Here is a 17,228-nt window from a genome sequence, read left to right as displayed (position 1 = left end):
TTCGCGAGCCGAATCCGGCCGTGTGCATGGGAGACGGCTTGTGGACGATCTGGAGACTCTTGCCCTGCGCATCGCCCGGATCGAGGACGAGCGCGCAATCATCCGCCTGCAGACTGCCTATGGCTATTATGTCGACAAGACGCAGTGGGACGAAGCCGCCGATCTCTTTGCACGCGATGCCACGCTCGAAATCGCGGCGCGGGGGCTTTACCGCGGGCAGGAGCGGATCCGCGCCTACCTCAAGTGCCTGCCATCGCTGGCGGAGGGCACGCTATTCAATCACATGCAGCTGCAACCACTGATCACCATAGACGGTGACCGGGCGTGGGGCCGGTGGCGGGCCATCATGGAAGTGACGATCACCGGGCAGGTGGATATGGTGGGCGAGGCGACTTACGAGAACGCTTACGTTCGGGAGGACGGGGTGTGGAAGATTGCGCGGCTGCAATGCTTTGTCACGCATTATGCCGACCGCCGCGCAGGCCTTGCCGAGGGTGCGATCCCGATGGGCACCGTCCTGTCGGAGTTTCCGCCAGACGCGCCGCAGACCACCGACTATGCGTCGTTTCCATCGGTCTATGTGCCGCCCTATCACTTCGCCAATCCGGTAACCGGACGTATGTGGCAAGAGCGGAGCTGAGCCATGCTGACGCGCGCAGACTATGATCGCTATGTCGCGGCCTTCAATGCAAAGGACTATGATGCGGTTGCCGACTTCTATGTCGATCCGCCGCTGATGACGTTTTTCGGCGTGGAAATCCGCTCCCGTCAGGCGCTCAAGGATTTCTATGCCTTCCTGCACGATCATGTGCTGGAAAGCGTGCGCGTGCTCAACTTTGCCGCCTCGGAAACGCTCACTGCTATCGATGGTGTCATCCGCGTCGAAGGAATCAAGGACCTGACCCGCGAAGCGCTGGACGCGCAGGGACTCCACGGCTTCTTCCCCATCGCAAAAGGGGAAGTGCAGGAAATGCGGCAATTCATCTTCTACACAATTGAAAACGGCCTGATCGCCCGCGTCGAATGTGCGCTGGCACCGGCCTGAGAGGAACCAAACTCATGACCCCAGAAGGCGTCAACGTCGCCCATCCCGGCAAACTGTTCATCGGCGGCCACTGGGTCGCTGCCCATTCGGGCCGTATGATCGACCTGATCTCGCCCAACACCGAACAGGTCGTGGGCCGTGTGGCCGAAGCGGATGAGGCGGACATGGACGCCGCGGTCGCCGCCGCGCGCGATGCGTTCGATAACGGACCATGGCCGACCACACCGCCAGCGGAGCGCATCGCCGCCTTCCGCCGCATGGTCGCCCACCTCGAAACCCGAGTGCCTGAACTGGCCAAGGCATGGACCGCGCAGATGGGCGGGCTGGCCTCGTTCGCCGGGCCGATGCACGGCGGCAGCGTAATGGCGCTCGCGCAGATCGCGGGATTTGCCGAACAGTTCGATTTCGTCCAGCGCCGCCCGAGCATGGCCGCCGAGGCGGCGCTCATCGCTTATGAGCCGGTCGGGGTCGTAGCCGCGATTTCGCCTTGGAACGGCCCGTTCGGGATCATGGCAAACAAGGTTGCCTATGCGCTCCTCACCGGCTGCACGGTGATCATGAAGCCTTCGCCCGAAACGCCTCTTGAGGCCTACATCATTGCCGAGGCGGCTGAGGCTGCGGGTATTCCGGCAGGCGTGGTGAACCTCGTCACCGGCCACCGCGAGGCGAGCGATCATCTGGTTTGCAACGAAGGCGTGGACAAGGTCTCGTTCACCGGGAGCACCGTTGCGGGCAAGCGCATCGCCTCGGTCTGTGGCGGGCGGATGGCGCGCTGCACGCTTGAACTCGGCGGCAAATCCGCTGCGATCATCCGCGACGATTTCCCGGTCGAGGCCGCCGCCAAGATGCTGACGGGCACCATCACGATGATGTCAGGGCAGGTCTGCGCGATGCTCAGCCGCGTGATCGTCCCGCGCCACCGCCATGACGAACTGGCTGCCGCGATTGCCGCCGAAATGAAGCAGGTTCGCATCGGACACTCCGACGATCCCGAGACTCAGCTTGGTCCGGTGGCGATGAAGCGCCAGCTCGAACGCATCGAGATGTATATCGAGGAGGGCAAGCGCACGGCCGATCTGGTGACCGGCGGCGGGCGCCCTGCGCACATGAATCAGGGTTACTTCATCGAACCGACGCTGTTCGCCAATGTGCAGAACGACAGCCGCATCGCGCAGGAGGAGATCTTCGGCCCGGTGCTCAGCCTGATCCCGGTGGACGACGAGGAAGACGCGATCCGCACCGCCAACGCCAGCGCCTATGGCCTCAACGGCTCGGTGCTGACCACCGACGCTGACGCCGCATATCGCATTGCCCGCCGCATCCGCACAGGCGGGTTCGGGCAGAACGGGTTGCGCATGGACTTCGGGTTGCCCTTCGGCGGCTTCAAGCAATCGGGCATTGGCCGCGAAGGCGGACCAGAGGGGCTGCTGCCCTATCTGGAAATGAAGACCATCCTGATCGACGGGATGCCGACGGCGCTGTGACAAACAAAAACCCCCGCCGGTGAGGGCGGGGGTTTGTTGTTTACATTGGGCCAGGTCAGCGGATCGGGCAGTCCGGCGAGAGGCGCATGTCGAGGTAGTTGTCGACCGAGCGCATCATGTCGTCCATTTCGTTTTCGAAGAAATGGTTGGCCCGCGGAATCTCGTCGTGATGGATGGTGATGTGCTTCTGCGTGCGCAGCTTGTCGACCAGCTTCTGCACGGCGTTCGGCGTAACGACCGTATCAGCGGTGCCCTGCACGATGATGCCCGAGGCGGGGCAAGGTGCGAGGAAGCTGAAATCGTACATGTTGGCGGGCGGAGCAACCGAGATGAAACCGCGGATTTCCGGGCGGCGCATCAGCAACTGCATGCCGATCAGCGCGCCGAACGAATAGCCCGCGATCCAGGTGGTGCTTGCTTCGGGGTGAATGGACTGGACCCAGTCGAGCGCCGCCGCCGCATCGGACAGTTCGCCGATGCCATTGTCAAAGCTGCCCTGCGAACGGCCGACTCCGCGAAAGTTGAAACGCAGCACGGCAAAGCCGCGCGCGACAAACGTCTTGTACATCGCCTGGGTGATGCGATCGTTCATCGTGCCGCCCGCTTGCGGGTGCGGATGGAGGATCATGGCGACCGGAGCGCGCGGGCGCGAAGCGGGCTGGAAACGGCCTTCGAGACGGCCTTCGGGGCCGGGAAAAATGACTGCGGGCATTGCCTGTCCTGGTTGCCTGTGTTCTGGCCGCGACGGCCATGACTGCCGGGGCTGGGAATTGGTCAAAGGGCTATATAGAAACCAGCCTCACGAAAGCAACTTTTCCGGGATTTCCATTGCCGATCTATCTTGACCACGCTGCGACCACCCCGCTCCTGCCGCAGGCGCTTGCCGCGATGGAGGAGGGTTTCCGCATCTGGGCCAATCCCTCCAGCCCGCACAAGGCCGGCCGTGCGGCGCGGGCGGCACTTGAGGACGCAAGGGCGCGGATCAAGGCAGCGCTGGGGTGGGACGGCGAAGTGATCTTCACTAGCGGGGCCAGCGAGGCGTTGGAAATCGCCACGAAAAAAGTTTCCCCGGGGAAACATTTGCAGAACATCACCAGCGCGGTCGAACATGAGGCGGTGCTGCGGTTGACGCCGGACGCGGTGCGGCTGGGGGTTGAGGCGGACGGGCTGGTCCGGATTTCCGAACTGGAACAGGTGCTTGTGGCGGGTGGACCTGCGCTCGTGGCGATCCAGCAGGTCAACAGCGAGACGGGCGTGGTGCAGGATCTCGGGCCTGTCGCGGTGTTGGCAAAGTCCAACAATGCGCTGCTGCTTGTCGATGCCGCGCAAGGCGCTGGCAAACTCGGCCTGCCGCAGGCGGACATGATCGCGCTTTCGGCGCACAAGTTCGGCGGGCCGGTGGGGATCGGGGCGCTGCTGGTGCGCGAATATGGCCTGCTTCATCCCGGCGGTGGTCAGGAGCGCGGCTATCGCGCCGGGACCGAGCCTTTGCCGCAAGTGCTGGGCATGGCGGCGGCGCTGGAGGCGGGCAATGCATGGCTCAAGTGCGCTTCAGGTTTGCGGGAATCGCTTGAGAGTCAGTTGCTTGAACTTGGGGGCGAGGTGATCGCCGCCAATGCACCGCGTAGCCCGACCATCGGCGCGTATCGAATGCCGGGGAAATCGAGCGCGGCGCAACTGATCCGCTTCGATGGCGCAGGCATTGCGGTTTCGGCGGGAAGCGCCTGTTCGTCGGGTTCGCTGAAAGCCAGCCATGTGCTGACCGCGATGGGCGTCGCAGGCCTGGGCGAAGTGATCCGCGTGTCGATCGGGCGCGAGACGACCGAGGCAGAGATTGCGCGGTTCGTGGACGTGTGGCGGGAGATCCGGGGGTGATCTACCTCGATTATCAGGCCACCACGCCGCTGGCGCCCGAAGCGCGCGAGGCGATGATGCCTTGGCTGGCTGGGGCGGAAGCTGCCGACGCTTTGGATTTATCCCGTACGCAAGCGTGCGGGTGGGCAAATCCCCATAGCCCGCACCGCTATGGCCGCGCGGCGGCGGCGGCGGTGGAAGTGGCGCGGGCGCAAGTGGCGGCGCTGTTGCCGCCGGGCGGGCGCGTGGTGTTCACCTCCGGAGCGACCGAGGCGCTCAATCTGGCGATTGTCGGGTCGGGGCGGAAGCAGCTGGCGGTCTCGGCCATCGAACATGCGGCGGTGCTGGATACGGCGCGGTTCGTCGATCCCGGCGTGACGGTGCTGCCGGTTGATGGCGAGGGGCTGGTCGATCCCGATGGTGCGTTTCCTGAAGGCACCGGCCTTGTCGCGGTGATGCAGGTGAACAACGAGATTGGTACCGTGCAGCCAGTTGATGTGCTGGCGCAACTGGCGCAAGAAATGGGCGCGCTGTTCCTGTGCGATGCGGTGCAGGGGGCGGGGAAGCTGGCCGCGCCGGAAAAGGCGGACCTGATCGCGGTGTCCTCGCACAAGATGTACGGACCGAAAGGCATTGGCGCGCTGTGGGTGCGCGATGGGGTGGAGCTTTCACCACTCATCCATGGCGGCGGGCAGGAGGGCGGCTTGCGTTCGGGGACGCTTTCGCCCGCACTCTGCGCAGGATTCGGCGCGGCGGCGGCGCTGTGCACAAGTCTGGGCACAAGCGATGCAGAGCATGTGGAGAAGCTGTGGACTTTGGCGCGCTCGATGTTTGCAGGCTGGACGCTGAACGGCAGCGCGACGGCGCGCTGGCGCGGCAATCTCAACGTGCGGCTGCCGGGGCTGGACGTGGGGCGGTTGTTGTCGGAATGCCGCAATGTGGCTTTTTCTGCTGGATCGGCCTGTGCCAGCGGGTCGGGCAGGCCAAGCCATGTCTTGCGCGCGCTGGGACTTTCGGACAGGGATAGCAAAACCGCGATCCGGATTGGCTTCGGACGCTATACACGGGAACAGGATCTGATCGAGGCCGCAGCGGCAATCCATGCCGCGGCGAGGTCACAGGGAGTCTTGTAGCCATGGTCCGCGTCACCTTCGTTACGCCGCAGGGCGAAAAGATCGCCGCTGAGGGCGAGGCGGGGACGCGCCTGCTCGAACTGGGCCAGGCCAGGGGCATGCCGCTCGAAGGCACCTGCGAAGGCCAGATGGCCTGCTCCACCTGCCACGTGGTGATCGACCCCGACTGGTTCGACAAAGTGCCCCCCGCCGTGGACGACGAGGAAGACATGCTCGACCTTGCCGCCGGGGTTACGCGGACGAGCCGTTTGTCGTGCCAGATTGAACTGACCGAGGCGATCGACGGGCTGGTGGTGCATATCCCGGCTGAGGCGAGGGATATGCAGGGGCGTTAGGATTGGGGTGGGGCGCAAGGCCCCGTCTCCCAACCCACTCTCCTCTAGGCGAGAGAGTTATGATCGCCTTTTACGACTTTCCCGTTTTTCAAAGCTGCGCAGCTTCCTGGAATCCGTTGGCATCGTCCATGTGGTCAGCGTTGCGAGTGGCCGTCGCTTGCACCTGCCTCCACCTCCGTTCGTCCTGAGCTTGTCGAAGGACGCGCGTGGCGGTTTGGGCGGTTGGGGTGTGGGTCCTTCGACAAGCTCAGGATGATCGGGGATTGGGGAGTGGGGCGAGTGGTTGCGGCGCTTGATGCCCCGCCCTCTCACTTTCATCGCTTGCAGCGGCGGGGTGATTGCGCTCGGATGGGCGCAGTAAAGAGGAACCCTGCATGCCCACGATCAATCTTCCCCGTGTGATCCGTATTGGCGGGGGTGCGTTGAACGAATTGCCCGAGGCGCTGGCGCAGTGCGGGCTCACGCGGCCGTTCGTCGTCACTGACGCGTTCCTCGTACAGTCGGGCATGGTGGCGCGGATGGTGGGGGTGCTGGAGGCGGCGGGATTGTCCGCGCAGGTCTTCGCCGAGACGGTGCCCGATCCGACCGTGGCGGTGGTCGAGGCGGCGCTTGCGGCGCTTTCGGGCAGCGGGTGCGATTGCGTGATCGGGTTTGGCGGGGGCAGTCCGATCGATACGGCCAAGGCGATTGCGGCGCTGGCGCTCGATCCCCGGCCCGTTCCGACGATGAAGGCCCCGGCGGTGACCGATGTGCCGGGCCTTCCGATCATCGCGGTGCCGACGACGGCGGGAACCGGGTCCGAGGCTACGCGGGTGACTATCGTAACCGATGAGGCGACGAGCGAAAAGATGCTCTGCGCAGGCCTCGCGTTCCTGCCGACCATCGCGATTGTCGATTTTGAACTGACCATGGGCAAGCCCGCGCGGCTGACGGCGGATACCGGGATCGATTCGCTGACCCACGCGATCGAGGCCTATGTCTCGCGCCGGGCCAACGCGTTTTCGGACGCGATGGCCCTATCTGCCATGAAACTGATCGCGCCCAATATTCGCACCGCTTGCACCGAACCTGCCAACCGCGCGGCGCGCGAGGCGATGATGGTGGGCGCGCATCATGCGGGGATCGCGTTCTCAAACGCCAGCGTAGCGCTGGTGCATGGGATGAGCCGCCCGATCGGCGCGTTCTTCCATGTGCCGCACGGGCTTTCCAACGCGATGCTGCTGCCTGCGGTAACCGCGTTCTCCGCGCCGTCCGCGCTGGGGCGCTATGCGGACTGTGCGCGGGCGATGGGCGTGGCGGGCGAGGATGAGGGCGATCAGGCGGCGGTGGCGCGGTTGCTGGAGGAGCTTTCAGCGCTGAACGCCGATCTGTCGGTGCCGACGCCGCGTGCGCACGGAATTTCGGAAGGGGAGTGGACGCGGCTAGTGCCCGAGATGGCGCGGCAGGCGATTGCGTCCGGGTCTCCGGCCAACAATCCGCGTGTGGCGGATGCGGGGGAGATCGAGGGGCTATATGCGGCAGTGTTTGGGTAAGGAGCGCGTGGGCCCCTCTCCTAACCCTCTCCCCTCAGGGGAGAGGGCTTTTCTGGATCAATCCGCCAAAGCGTCGATCAGGGCCTGCGAGAACGCCGGAATGTCATCCGGCTTGCGGCTGGTGATGAAGTTGCCGTCGATCACGACTTCCTGATCGATCACACTGGCGCCCGCGTTGGCGAGGTCGGTGTGGATCGAGGGCCAGGCGGTGACGGTGCGGCCGTCGAGGATATCGGCTTCGGCCATCAGCCACGGGGCGTGGCAGATTGCGGCGATGGTCTTTCCGGCATCGTCGAAATCGTTGATCAGGTCGATGGCGTCATCGTTCATGCGCAGGATATCTGGGTTCATCTGGCCGCCGGGCAGCAGCAGGGCGTCGAAGTCCTCGGCGGAAACCTCGTCGAGCGTGGCGTCGACCTTCACGCTGTCGCCCCAGTTCTTGTCCTTCCAGCCCTTGATCGAGCCGGGTTCGATGCTGACGACGACGGTTTCGATGCCGGCATTTTCGAGTGCCTTCTTGGGGCCCATAAGCTCTGACTGTTCAAAGCCATTGGTTGCGAGAATGAGGACACGCTTGGTCATGAGTTTTCTCCGGGGATGGGATCTGACCCGCGACGGCGGCGGGTGTTGCCCCTACAATTGACGGTGGATGGGGTTGTTCCCCAGCTTTCCGCGCATGGCCTTCCGTTCGGGCTGGCTGGTTGCTAAGCCTGCGCGGCCATGGCGATCACCAAAGACACCGACCCCGATCCTTTCGACGCTATCGTCGATGCCCCATTCGATTCTGCCTTGTCGGAGCGCTACCTGGTCTATGCGCTGTCGACGATCACGGCGCGGTCGCTGCCCGATCTGCGCGACGGCCTGAAGCCGGTGCATCGCCGCCTGCTGTGGGCGATGCGGCAGCTGAAGCTGGACGCCAACGGCGCGTTCAAGAAATCGGCGCGCGTGGTGGGCGATGTGATCGGCAAGTATCACCCGCATGGCGACCAGTCGGTCTATGACGCGATGGTCCGCCTCGCGCAGGATTTTGCGCTGCGCTATCCGCTGGTCGAGGGGCAGGGCAACTTCGGCAACATCGACGGCGATAATGCCGCCGCCTATCGCTACACCGAAGCGCGCCTGACGCGAACCGCGATGCGGCTGATGTCCGGGCTGGAAGACGGCACGGTCGATTTCCATCCCACCTATAACGGTGAGGACGAGGAACCGGATATCTTTCCGGGCCTGTTCCCCAACCTGCTGGCCAATGGGTCGAGCGGGATCGCGGTGGGCATGGCCACCAATATCCCGAGCCACAACGTCGCCGAGATCGTCGACGCCACGCTGCTGCTGATCGACAACCCGGCGGTCGAACACGAACAGCTGATGGAAGTGTTCCACGGGCCTGATCTGCCGACGGGCGGCGTGGTGGTGGAAAGCCCAGCGGCGATTTCGGCGGCTTATGCCAGCGGGCGCGGCGCAATCCGGGTGCGCGCGCGCTTTTCCACGGGCCGCGATGCGGATGGCAACTGGGAAGAGACGGGGATCGAGAAGCTGGGCGGCGGCCAGTGGCAGCTGGTCATCTCGGAAATCCCCTATCAGGTGCAGAAGGGCAAACTGATCGAACAGATCGCGCAGCTTATCGCCGACAAGAAGCTGCCGATCCTTGAAGATGTGCGCGATGAATCGGACGAGCAGATCCGGCTGGTGCTGGTGCCCAAGAGCCGGAACATCGACCCCGATCTGCTCAAGGAATCGCTGTATCGGCTGACCGATCTGGAAAACCGCTTCGGGCTGAACCTCAACGTGCTGGATGCACGGCGCACGCCGGGCGTGCTGGGGCTGAAGCTGCTGTTGCAGGAATGGGTGATCAGCCAGATCGACATCCTGCTGCGCCGGTCGCGCTACCGGCTGGAAAAGATCGCCGCGCGGCTGGAACTGGTCGGCGGCTATATCATCGCCTACCTCAACCTTGACCGGATCATCGAGATCATCCGCACCGAGGATGAGCCCAAGCCGGTGATGATGGCCGAGTTCGACCTGACCGACCGTCAGGCCGAAGCGATCCTTAACATGCGGCTGCGGTCCTTGCGCAAGCTTGAGGAAATGGAGCTGCGCAAGGAACTGGATGACCTTGTGGCCGAGCAGGAGGAACTGCAGAAGCTGCTCGACAGCCCGGCCAAACAGCGCACCCGGTTGAAGCGCGATCTGAACGCGCTGCGCAAGGAATATGCCGAAGATACGCCGCTCGGCCGCCGTCGCACCACGATTGCCGAAGCCGCGCCGACGCGCGAATTCAGCATGGACGCGATGATCGAGAAGGAGCCGGTGACGGTGATCCTTTCGGCCAAGGGCTGGATCAGGGCGGCCAAAGGGCACTTGGCCTTGGATGGCGATTTCAAGTTCAAGGAAGGCGACGGCCCGGCCCATGCCTTCCACTGCCAGACCACCGACAAGCTGCTGGTGGCGGTGGACAACGGGCGGTTCTACACGCTGGGCGCGGACAAGCTGCCGGGCGCGCGGGGCTTTGGCGAGCCGATCAGGACGATGGTGGACATCGATCCCGAGGCGCAGATCGTCGATGTGGTAATCTACAAGGCCAAGGGGCAATTGTTGCTGGCGGCCAATACCGGGCGCGGGTTCGCCGCCGAGATGGATGAGCTTCTGGCCGAAACCCGCAAGGGGAGGGGCGTGGTTTCGACCAAGCCCGGCGTGAAGCTGGCCGTGGTGCGCGAGATCGCGCCCGAGCACGATCATGTTGCCGTGATCGGCGACAACCGCAAACTGGTGCTGTTCGCGCTGTCCGAAGTGCCGCTTCTGGCCAAGGGGCAAGGCGTGACCCTGCAGCGCTACAAGGACGGCGGCATGGCCGACCTGGTCACGCTGAAGCTGGAAGATGGGCTGTCGTGGACGATGGGCGGCGATACGGGCCGCACGCGGACCGAGAAGGACTTGCTGCCGTGGAAGGTTGCGCGCGGTGCCGCGGGGCGCTTGCCGCCCAACGGCTTCCCGCGCGACAACAAGTTCTGACGTTTGTGCGGGTTTGTGCAGGGCAAGGGCGCGATTAGACCATCTGGCCGCCACAGGAGAGGTTGATGGAACGCCCACGTTATTCGCTTGAAGGACGCGTTGCGCTGATCACTGGGGCGTCGTCGGGCCTTGGTGCGCATTTCGCGCGGCTTTATGCGGCGGCGGGGGCTGCGGTGGTGATCGGCGCGCGGCGGATCGACCGGGTCGAAGCGCTGGCGGGCGAGATCAATTCGGGCGGCGGCAGGGCGCTTGCGGTGGCGCTGGATGTGACCGAGGAGGCCTCGATCATCGCGGCGTTCGATGCTGCCGAAGCGAGCTTTGGCGTCCCCGACATTGTCGTCGCCAACGCCGGGATGGTCGCGCCGGGGCGGGCGATTGATTTGCCCGCCGAGGCGGTGCGCCGGCTGGTCGATACCAATTTCAACGGGGTCTATCTGACTGCGCGCGAAGGGGCGCGGCGGATGATTGCAGCGGGATCGAAGCAAACCGAGAAGGGGCGGATCATCCTGACCGGATCGATCACTGCGCAGGAAACCGGCATGGGCGATGCCGCCTATGCCGCGACAAAGCTGGGGGTCCAGCATCTTGGCCGACAGTTCGCGCGCGAGTGGGCGCGGGCCGGAATCAACGTCAACGTGATCCAGCCGGGCTATATCCGTACCGAGATTGACGGGGAGTGGTTCGACAGCGAGGGCGGCAAGGCGCAGATCGCGTCATGGCCGCGCAGGCGCCTGACCGAGATTTCAGCGCTGGATGATATGGCGCTATTCTTCGCCTCGGACGCATCGCGGCAGGTGACCGGGACTTTCATATCGCTGGATGACGGGCAGAGCCTCTAAGCGGCGCTTTATTGGGCGGGCAACCCCGCCAGCAGGTCCGGCGTCAGCACTTGCGGCAGTTGGCGGGGGTTGCCGCCGCCTGCGGGATACCACAAGTAGAGCGGGACGCCGGCCACGCCCTGTGCGGTGAGGAACTTGGTGATCGCAGGATCGCGGCGGGTCCAGTCGCCGACCAGCACGACCACACCGGCCTTTTCGAACGCCGCGCGGGTTGTCTCGCGCTCGATCGAGGTGCTTTCGTTGACTTTGCACGAGAGGCACCAGTCGGCGGTGAAGTAGGCGAAGACGGGTTTGTTCGCGCGGCGCGCCTCAGCCAGCGCGGCCTCGCTGAACGGGCGCGCGGCGAGGAGGCCGCCAGATTCGACCGTTTTGTCAGCGCTTGCGGGCGGCAGGCCGATCACGCCGCCGATGGCGATGAGGGCGCAAATGGCCATGAGCTGGCGGGTAGACTGGCCCTTGCGCTGCGTCACGCCGACGGCAGCCAAGGCGGCAATTAGCATCACCGCGATGGCGACCAGAACCGAGGTAAAGGTCGCCCCGCCCACGCGCCAAGCCAGCCAGCCGAGCGCGAGCGCGGTCAGGCCCATCGGCACGGCCATGATCCGGCGGAAGCGGTCCATCCACGCGCCGGGCTTTGGCAGGAGGCGTCGCAGGGGGGGCACGAAGCCGAGAGCCAGGAACGGCAGGGCGAGGCCGAGGCCCAGCGCGGCAAACACCCCCAGCGCTGCCCACCACGGCAGGACCAGCGCAGCGCCCATTGCTGCGGCCATGAACGGCCCGGTGCAGGGGGTGGCGACGAAGGCCGCCAGCAGCCCGGTGCCGAAAGCGCCGGTTCTGCCTGCGCCGCGCTCGATCGACAGGCCGGGGAGTTCGTAGAGGCCAGCGAAATTGGCGGTGATCGCGGCGGCGAGCAGAAGCAGGACGGCGATGACGCCGGGTTCCTGCAACTGGAACGCCCAGCCCACCTGTTCGCCGCCTGCGCGCAAGCCCAGCATCACCCCGCCAAGCGCGAGGCAGGCGAGCACAACGCCGCCGGTGTAGGCGAGGCCATCGGCCTTTGCATCGTGCGAATTGCCGCGCGCCAGTGCCAGTGCCTTGAGGCTGAGAATCGGGAAGACGCAGGGCATTACATTCAGGACCAGCCCGCCGAGGAAGGCGCCGAGCAGCGCAAGGCCGAGGACGGAGGCGGAGAACGCGGCGCCGCCCACTTCATCGCCGCCGGTTGGCACGGGGCCGGGGGCGGTGGTGAAGGCGATGCCGCCTGCGTCCTTGCCCATGGCGAGCACGCCTTCGACCTTGGCTGGGGCGGCAGATGCTTTGCCGAGCGGCACTTCGATGACCAGCGTGTCACCGTCGCGAAAGAAGCGCTGCGGGGCGGCGTAATCGGCGAGGCGTTCGGTCGAGAGGAACAGGTGCGGCGCTTCGAGCTGGGCCGAGGCGGGGAACGGCAAGGCGACGCGGACCGACTTCGGGCCGATGGCGAACGCACCCGCGCGGTCAAGCGGAGCAGGCAGCGCGGCGCGCCATGGTTCGAACCGGGTGTCCTTTGCGCCTGTACCGATGGTGATCGCGCCTTCAAGGTCTGCGCGTTCGGGCACGCAGATCGTCTCGGTGCAGACCAGCCACTGCGCCCTGACGTTCACCGGCAGCAGCGTGCCGGGGGTGGCGGTGGCGGGCACCGTGAAGGGCACGAGCACGGCATATTCGTGCTCGTAAACGTGGTTCATCAGGCCCTGGATGAGCAGAGTCTGCGGCACCGGAAACTGCATCGCGCCGGTACTGGCACCTGGCGGCAGGGTCCAGTCGAGCGTCAGGCCGTAGCCCGCATCGCCGGGATTGGACCAGTAGCCGTGCCAACCCTTTTCAGGCTGCATCAGCAGCGCGAGCGTGACTGTCTGCCCGGGCAGCACCGGCCCTTCGGCCAGCAGCGAGGCGCGCATGTGATTGGGCGCGGCTTTGGCTGGAACAAGCGCGAAAGCAAGCGACAGCAACAACGCCGTCACAAACATCGCTATGCTGCGCAAGCTATTGATCCCAGCCATCTTGCGCATCGGGCTTTCGGCCATAGAGGTCCACAAGGCCCCTTGAACCGGAGCGTCGCCGGGGCCATGCGTAGCGCTCCCCGGCGTCCTACGATTGGCCTTGCCCCGTGTCCAGTGTGCGTGCCCCAAGGAGTATGTTCCGCGTGATGACCTTCGCCCGCAAAGCTGCCGCTCTCCTCGCCGCCGTAGCCATGCCCGCGGTGCCAGCACTGGCGCAGGATACCAGCGCACCTGTGAGCAAGACGGTGCCCGATGGCGCGCCAAGACTTGTTGTGGCCATCGCCATCGACCAGTTCTCGTCCGACATCTTTGCCCAGTACCGCCAGCGCTTTACCGGCGGCCTCGCGCGGTTGACGCAGGGAGCGGTGTTCCCGTCGGGCTACCAGAGCCACGCGGCGACCGAGACTTGTCCCGGCCATTCGACGATCCTCACCGGCAATCGCCCGGCGCATACCGGGATCATCGCCAATTACTGGATCGATCAGAGTGTCACCGTCGGGCGCACAAAAGTCTATTGTGCGGAAGATGTTTCGAAACGCGTGGCGGGGTCCGGCGACTATGTCGCCTCTGTCGGCTCGCTGTTGGTGCCGACACTGGGCGATTGGATGAAGCGCGCCAATCCGGAGGCGCTGAACATTGCCGTTTCGGGCAAGGACCGGGCCGCGCTGATGATGGGCGGCCACGATATCGATCAGGTCTATTGGTGGAAGGGCGACAAGTTCGTTACGCTGGCAGGCCGCGAGATCGGACCGAAGGCGGCAGCGCAGAACGCCGAGATTGCATCGACGCTGGCCAAGGGCGCAGCGGCCTATCCGCTCCCGGCCTGGTGCGCGCGTGCCGACCGCGCGGTACGGGCGGGCGATGTCACGGTGGGCACTGGACACTTCGCCATGAAAGCTGGCGACGCAGAAGCATTTCGCGTTTCGCCCCGGCTCGACCGGGCGACGCTCGATCTGGCGGTGAAGCTGGTCGACGAGGAAAAGCTGGGCAAGGACGCCGTGCCCGACGTTCTGGCGGTGAGCCTGTCGGTAACGGACTTTGTCGGCCATGCCACCGGCACCGAAGGCGCGGAAATGTGTATCCAGCTGACCCAGCTCGATCTGGCGCTGGGCGATTTTTTCGCCAGCCTCGACAAGCGCGGGATCGATTATGCGGTGGTGCTGACCGCCGACCACGGCGGGTTCGACATTCCCGAGCGGCTGGACGAACAAGCGCTCGAACAGGCGGATCGCGTAAAGAAAAGCGTTTCGGACAAGGCGCTGTCGGACGTGCTCGGCAAGCGGTTCGGGCTTGCCGCTGACGGGCTGATCCTCGCGGACGGGGCATCGGGCGATTACTGGGTGCGCAAGGACGTTGCGCCGGGCCTCAAGGGCAAGATCGTCGACGATGCCAAGGCGGTGCTCGAAGCCAATCCGCAGGTCGAGGCGGTGCTGACCGCAGCCGAAATCGCGGCGACGCCGATGCCGACGCGCTCGCCCGAGGTGTGGACGATGGCGGAGCGCGCACGGGCTTCGTACAACCCGCTGCATTCGGGCGATTTCGTGGTGTTCCTGAAGCGCGGCATCGTACCGATTGCAACGCCGGGGCCGGGCTACATCGCCACGCATGGCAGTCCGTGGGACTATGACCGCCGCGTGCCGATCCTGTTCTGGCGCAAGGGGATGACCGGGTTCGAACAGCCCAGCGCCGTGGAAACGGTGGACATCGCGCCCAGCCTTGCGGCATTGATCGGCCTCAAGATTCCCGAAGGTTCGTTTGACGGGCGCTGCCTCGATCTCGATGGTGGGCCGGGCAATACCTGTGGAGCCGCAAAATGAATGACCTTACCGCCGACGTTGTCATCCTTGGCGGTGGCCTTGTCGGCATGACGCTGGCGATCGGTTTGGCGAAGGCGGGGATCAGTGCCCATGTGGTCGACAATTCCGACCCTGCGGCGCAGACGGCTGACGGGTTCGACGGGCGCGCTTCGGCGATTTCGACCGCAAGCTGGAACCTTTACGCCCATCTCGGCATGGCCGAAGCCCTGACGCCGCTGGGGTGCCCGATCGAGGCGATTGCGGTGACCGACGCGATGAAGCCGGGGCGGATCGACTTCAAGCCGGGCGAAGGGGATGGTTCGCTCGGGCGGATGTATGCCAACCGCGATTTGCGCATCGCGATGTATGACGCAGGCGCGCGGGAGGAGGCGATCAGCTTCCATCCGAACGCGCATGTGGTGAAGCGCGAGCGCGGCGAGCATGGCGTGAGCGTCACACTGGCCGATGGCCGCGTGCTGAAAGGGCGGCTGCTGGTTGGAGCCGAGGGGCGCAAGTCGCCCACGCGCGACGAGGCGGGGTTCACGCCGGCGCGCTGGGACTATGGCCACCGCGCGATCATTGCCGGACTGACGCACGAGAAGTCGCATGAAAATGTCGCGTGGGAAGTGTTCTATCCGGCAGGGCCGTTCGCGCTTCTGCCGCTGCTCGATGGTGCGGACGGGGTGCACCGTTCGGCGCTGGTCTGGACCGTGGCCGAAAAGGACGCCGCCGCCGTGCTGGCCATGCCCGAGGCGATGTTCCTGAACGAAGTGTCCAGCCGGATGCACGCCATTTTCGGCAAGATCGAACTGGCAAGCCCGCGCACGTCCTACCCTCTGAACTTCCACCACACCGTGAAGATCGTGGACGAGCGGCTGGCGCTGGTCGGCGATGCCGCGCACGGAATGCACCCGATCGCCGGGCAGGGCCTCAACGTGGGCCTGCGCGACGTGGCGGCGCTGGTCGAAGTACTTTCAGACGGTGTGCGGCTGGGGCTTGACGCAGGCGATGCGCAATTGCTCGCCCGCTACGAACGCTGGCGCGCTGCAGATACGTTCATGGTGGCTACCGCAACAGATGTGCTGACGCGGCTGTTCGGCGTTCCGGGGAAATTGCCCTCTGCCATCCGCCGCTTCGGCATGGCAGGCGTGCAGCGCGTGGGTCCACTCAAGCGCTGGTTCATGGATGAAGCGCGCGGGATGAGCGGCGATTTGCCGAAGCTGCTGCGGGCGGCTTGAGATTTCTTAGCCCTCGCCCTTTCAGGGGAGAGGGTTGGGAGAGAGGGAGACGCGCCGACCACCCCTCGTCGCCCCGGACATGATCCGGGGTGAGGCTGTTCTTGCCGGTTCGCGCAGGGGTGTGGAGATTTTTGCGTCTGGCCGCGGGTCTCTCGCCAGTCTGCGATTGCCGGGAACTTCGCCGAGCAGAATTGGGTGACGATCCCCAAGGGGGAAAACCCACCGCGTCCTTCCCGGCCTCTTAGCGAACCAACATTTCCAACGCCCGCCGCAACGAAAAGCCCCACCCCGGATCAAATCCGGGGCGACGCGAGGTTGTGGGATGGCTTGAGAATTCGGTTTTGGCATCAAAACTGAGAAAATGTATTGTGCATAGGATATTGTTGCATTGAGGGTCTTATGCAAACCTTCCCAGCACAATCAAAAATACTTCAGCTTGTTTGGAAGGAAAGTCATGAAGTTGATCAAAGCCGTCGCGATCATCTTGGGTATGATGCTACCCACGACGGCATTCGCAGAGGCAGACGTTGAGCAGCAGGCGCAAGTCGAGGCGCTTTCCCAATGCTTGTCCATGAAGTCAACGGGTTCAGATCGTATTGTTTTTGCTGGCTGGTTTGTATCCTCGATGGCGTCGGCACCCCAGCTCAAAGGGCTCGCGGACGTATCTCCGGAAAGGCGCGATGAGCTTGATAGGGGTCTGGCTCAAATATTTACGCGCCTCATCACGGTCGATTGCAAAGTGGTCGCTCGCCCTTTGTTGAAACCCGGAAACCTGCAAGCATTCAGCTCGGCATTCGAAGTGTTCGGCCGTTTGGCAGTGCAGGAGTTGGCGGGAGACCCAGAAACAGATAGAGCGATGGGCGCGTTTGCCAAGTATATAAATCAATCGGATTTTGCGGATCTGGCTAAGTGATCAATCCA

At 64.7% G+C, this 17,228-nt stretch carries 15 protein-coding genes; 12 read left to right on the top strand and 3 right to left on the bottom strand.

What is annotated here, in order from left to right:
- Positions 1-40 precede the first annotated feature (40 nt).
- The 3 genes from RM192_RS13785 to RM192_RS13775 are packed head-to-tail and all read left to right on the top strand — an operon-like array spanning position 41 to position 2,529.
- Positions 41-640 carry a nuclear transport factor 2 family protein gene (locus RM192_RS13785; RefSeq protein WP_311508125.1) on the top strand — a complete coding sequence of 200 codons (600 nt, stop codon included), beginning with the start codon at positions 41-43 and terminating at the stop codon, positions 638-640.
- Positions 641-643: 3 nt separating this feature from the next.
- Positions 644-1,045: a nuclear transport factor 2 family protein gene (locus tag RM192_RS13780; protein ID WP_311508124.1), complete on the top strand. Its 402-nt coding sequence runs from the start codon at positions 644-646 to the stop codon at positions 1,043-1,045.
- A gap of 14 nt (positions 1,046-1,059) precedes the next feature.
- On the top strand, positions 1,060-2,529 hold the full coding sequence (locus RM192_RS13775) for an aldehyde dehydrogenase (protein ID WP_311508122.1): 1,470 nt from the start codon (positions 1,060-1,062) through the stop codon (positions 2,527-2,529).
- 55 nt (positions 2,530-2,584) lie between these two features.
- Here RM192_RS13775 and RM192_RS13770 read toward each other — a convergent pair whose 3' ends face one another.
- On the bottom strand, positions 2,585-3,241 hold the full coding sequence (locus tag RM192_RS13770) for an alpha/beta hydrolase (RefSeq protein ID WP_311508121.1): 657 nt from the start codon (positions 3,239-3,241) through the stop codon (positions 2,585-2,587).
- A gap of 116 nt (positions 3,242-3,357) precedes the next feature.
- Here RM192_RS13770 and RM192_RS13765 point away from each other — a divergent pair, with 116 nt between their 5' ends.
- The 4 genes from RM192_RS13765 to RM192_RS13750 all read left to right on the top strand — a co-directional run bounded on the left by RM192_RS13765 (position 3,358) and on the right by RM192_RS13750 (position 7,383).
- Complete coding sequence (locus RM192_RS13765) at positions 3,358-4,404, top strand: aminotransferase class V-fold PLP-dependent enzyme (protein ID WP_311508120.1); 1,047 nt, start codon at positions 3,358-3,360, stop codon at positions 4,402-4,404.
- A complete protein-coding gene (locus tag RM192_RS13760) occupies positions 4,401-5,516 on the top strand; it encodes a cysteine desulfurase family protein (protein WP_311508635.1) in 1,116 nt (371 codons plus the stop codon). The genes RM192_RS13765 and RM192_RS13760 overlap by 4 nt, the downstream gene beginning before the upstream one ends.
- Before the next feature lie 2 nt (positions 5,517-5,518).
- On the top strand, positions 5,519-5,851 hold the full coding sequence (locus RM192_RS13755) for a 2Fe-2S iron-sulfur cluster-binding protein (protein WP_311508119.1): 333 nt from the start codon (positions 5,519-5,521) through the stop codon (positions 5,849-5,851).
- A 374-nt stretch (positions 5,852-6,225) separates the two neighbouring features.
- Positions 6,226-7,383, top strand: coding sequence for an iron-containing alcohol dehydrogenase (locus RM192_RS13750; RefSeq protein WP_311508118.1), 1,158 nt, complete (start codon positions 6,226-6,228; stop codon positions 7,381-7,383).
- Between the two features lie 57 nt (positions 7,384-7,440).
- Here the strand turns inward: RM192_RS13750 and RM192_RS13745 are convergent, their stop codons facing one another.
- Positions 7,441-7,965 carry a type 1 glutamine amidotransferase domain-containing protein gene (locus RM192_RS13745; RefSeq protein WP_311508117.1) on the bottom strand — a complete coding sequence of 175 codons (525 nt, stop codon included), beginning with the start codon at positions 7,963-7,965 and terminating at the stop codon, positions 7,441-7,443.
- Positions 7,966-8,103: 138 nt separating this feature from the next.
- Between RM192_RS13745 and parC the strand changes: the two genes are divergently transcribed.
- Positions 8,104-10,392, top strand: coding sequence for a DNA topoisomerase IV subunit A (parC, locus tag RM192_RS13740; RefSeq protein ID WP_311508116.1), 2,289 nt, complete (start codon positions 8,104-8,106; stop codon positions 10,390-10,392).
- A gap of 65 nt (positions 10,393-10,457) precedes the next feature.
- Positions 10,458-11,231: an SDR family NAD(P)-dependent oxidoreductase gene (locus tag RM192_RS13735; protein ID WP_311508115.1), complete on the top strand. Its 774-nt coding sequence runs from the start codon at positions 10,458-10,460 to the stop codon at positions 11,229-11,231.
- Positions 11,232-11,239: 8 nt separating this feature from the next.
- Here RM192_RS13735 and RM192_RS13730 read toward each other — a convergent pair whose 3' ends face one another.
- Entirely contained in the window at positions 11,240-13,273 is a 2,034-nt protein-coding gene (locus RM192_RS13730) for a protein-disulfide reductase DsbD domain-containing protein (RefSeq protein ID WP_311508114.1), read from the bottom strand.
- Positions 13,274-13,419: 146 nt separating this feature from the next.
- On the opposite strand from RM192_RS13730, the gene RM192_RS13725 reads away from it, so the two are divergent.
- The 3 genes from RM192_RS13725 (at position 13,420) to RM192_RS13715 (ending at position 17,220) form a co-directional block, all read left to right on the top strand.
- Complete coding sequence (locus tag RM192_RS13725; RefSeq protein WP_311508113.1) at positions 13,420-15,090, top strand: alkaline phosphatase family protein; 1,671 nt, start codon at positions 13,420-13,422, stop codon at positions 15,088-15,090.
- Positions 15,087-16,307 (top strand): FAD-dependent monooxygenase, encoded by a 1,221-nt coding sequence (locus tag RM192_RS13720; protein WP_311508112.1) that lies wholly within the window; start codon positions 15,087-15,089, stop codon positions 16,305-16,307. The genes RM192_RS13725 and RM192_RS13720 overlap by 4 nt, the downstream gene beginning before the upstream one ends.
- A 454-nt stretch (positions 16,308-16,761) precedes the next feature.
- A complete protein-coding gene (locus RM192_RS13715; protein WP_311508111.1) occupies positions 16,762-17,220 on the top strand; it encodes a hypothetical protein in 459 nt (152 codons plus the stop codon).
- The last annotated feature ends 8 nt before the right edge of the window (positions 17,221-17,228 follow it).

It is taken from the genome of Novosphingobium sp. MMS21-SN21R (assembly GCF_031846015.1).
Classification (GTDB): Bacteria; Pseudomonadota; Alphaproteobacteria; order Sphingomonadales; family Sphingomonadaceae; genus Novosphingobium.
The sequence above is the reverse complement of the archived record's forward strand: the minus strand, read 5'-3'. Positions and strand labels throughout refer to the sequence as shown.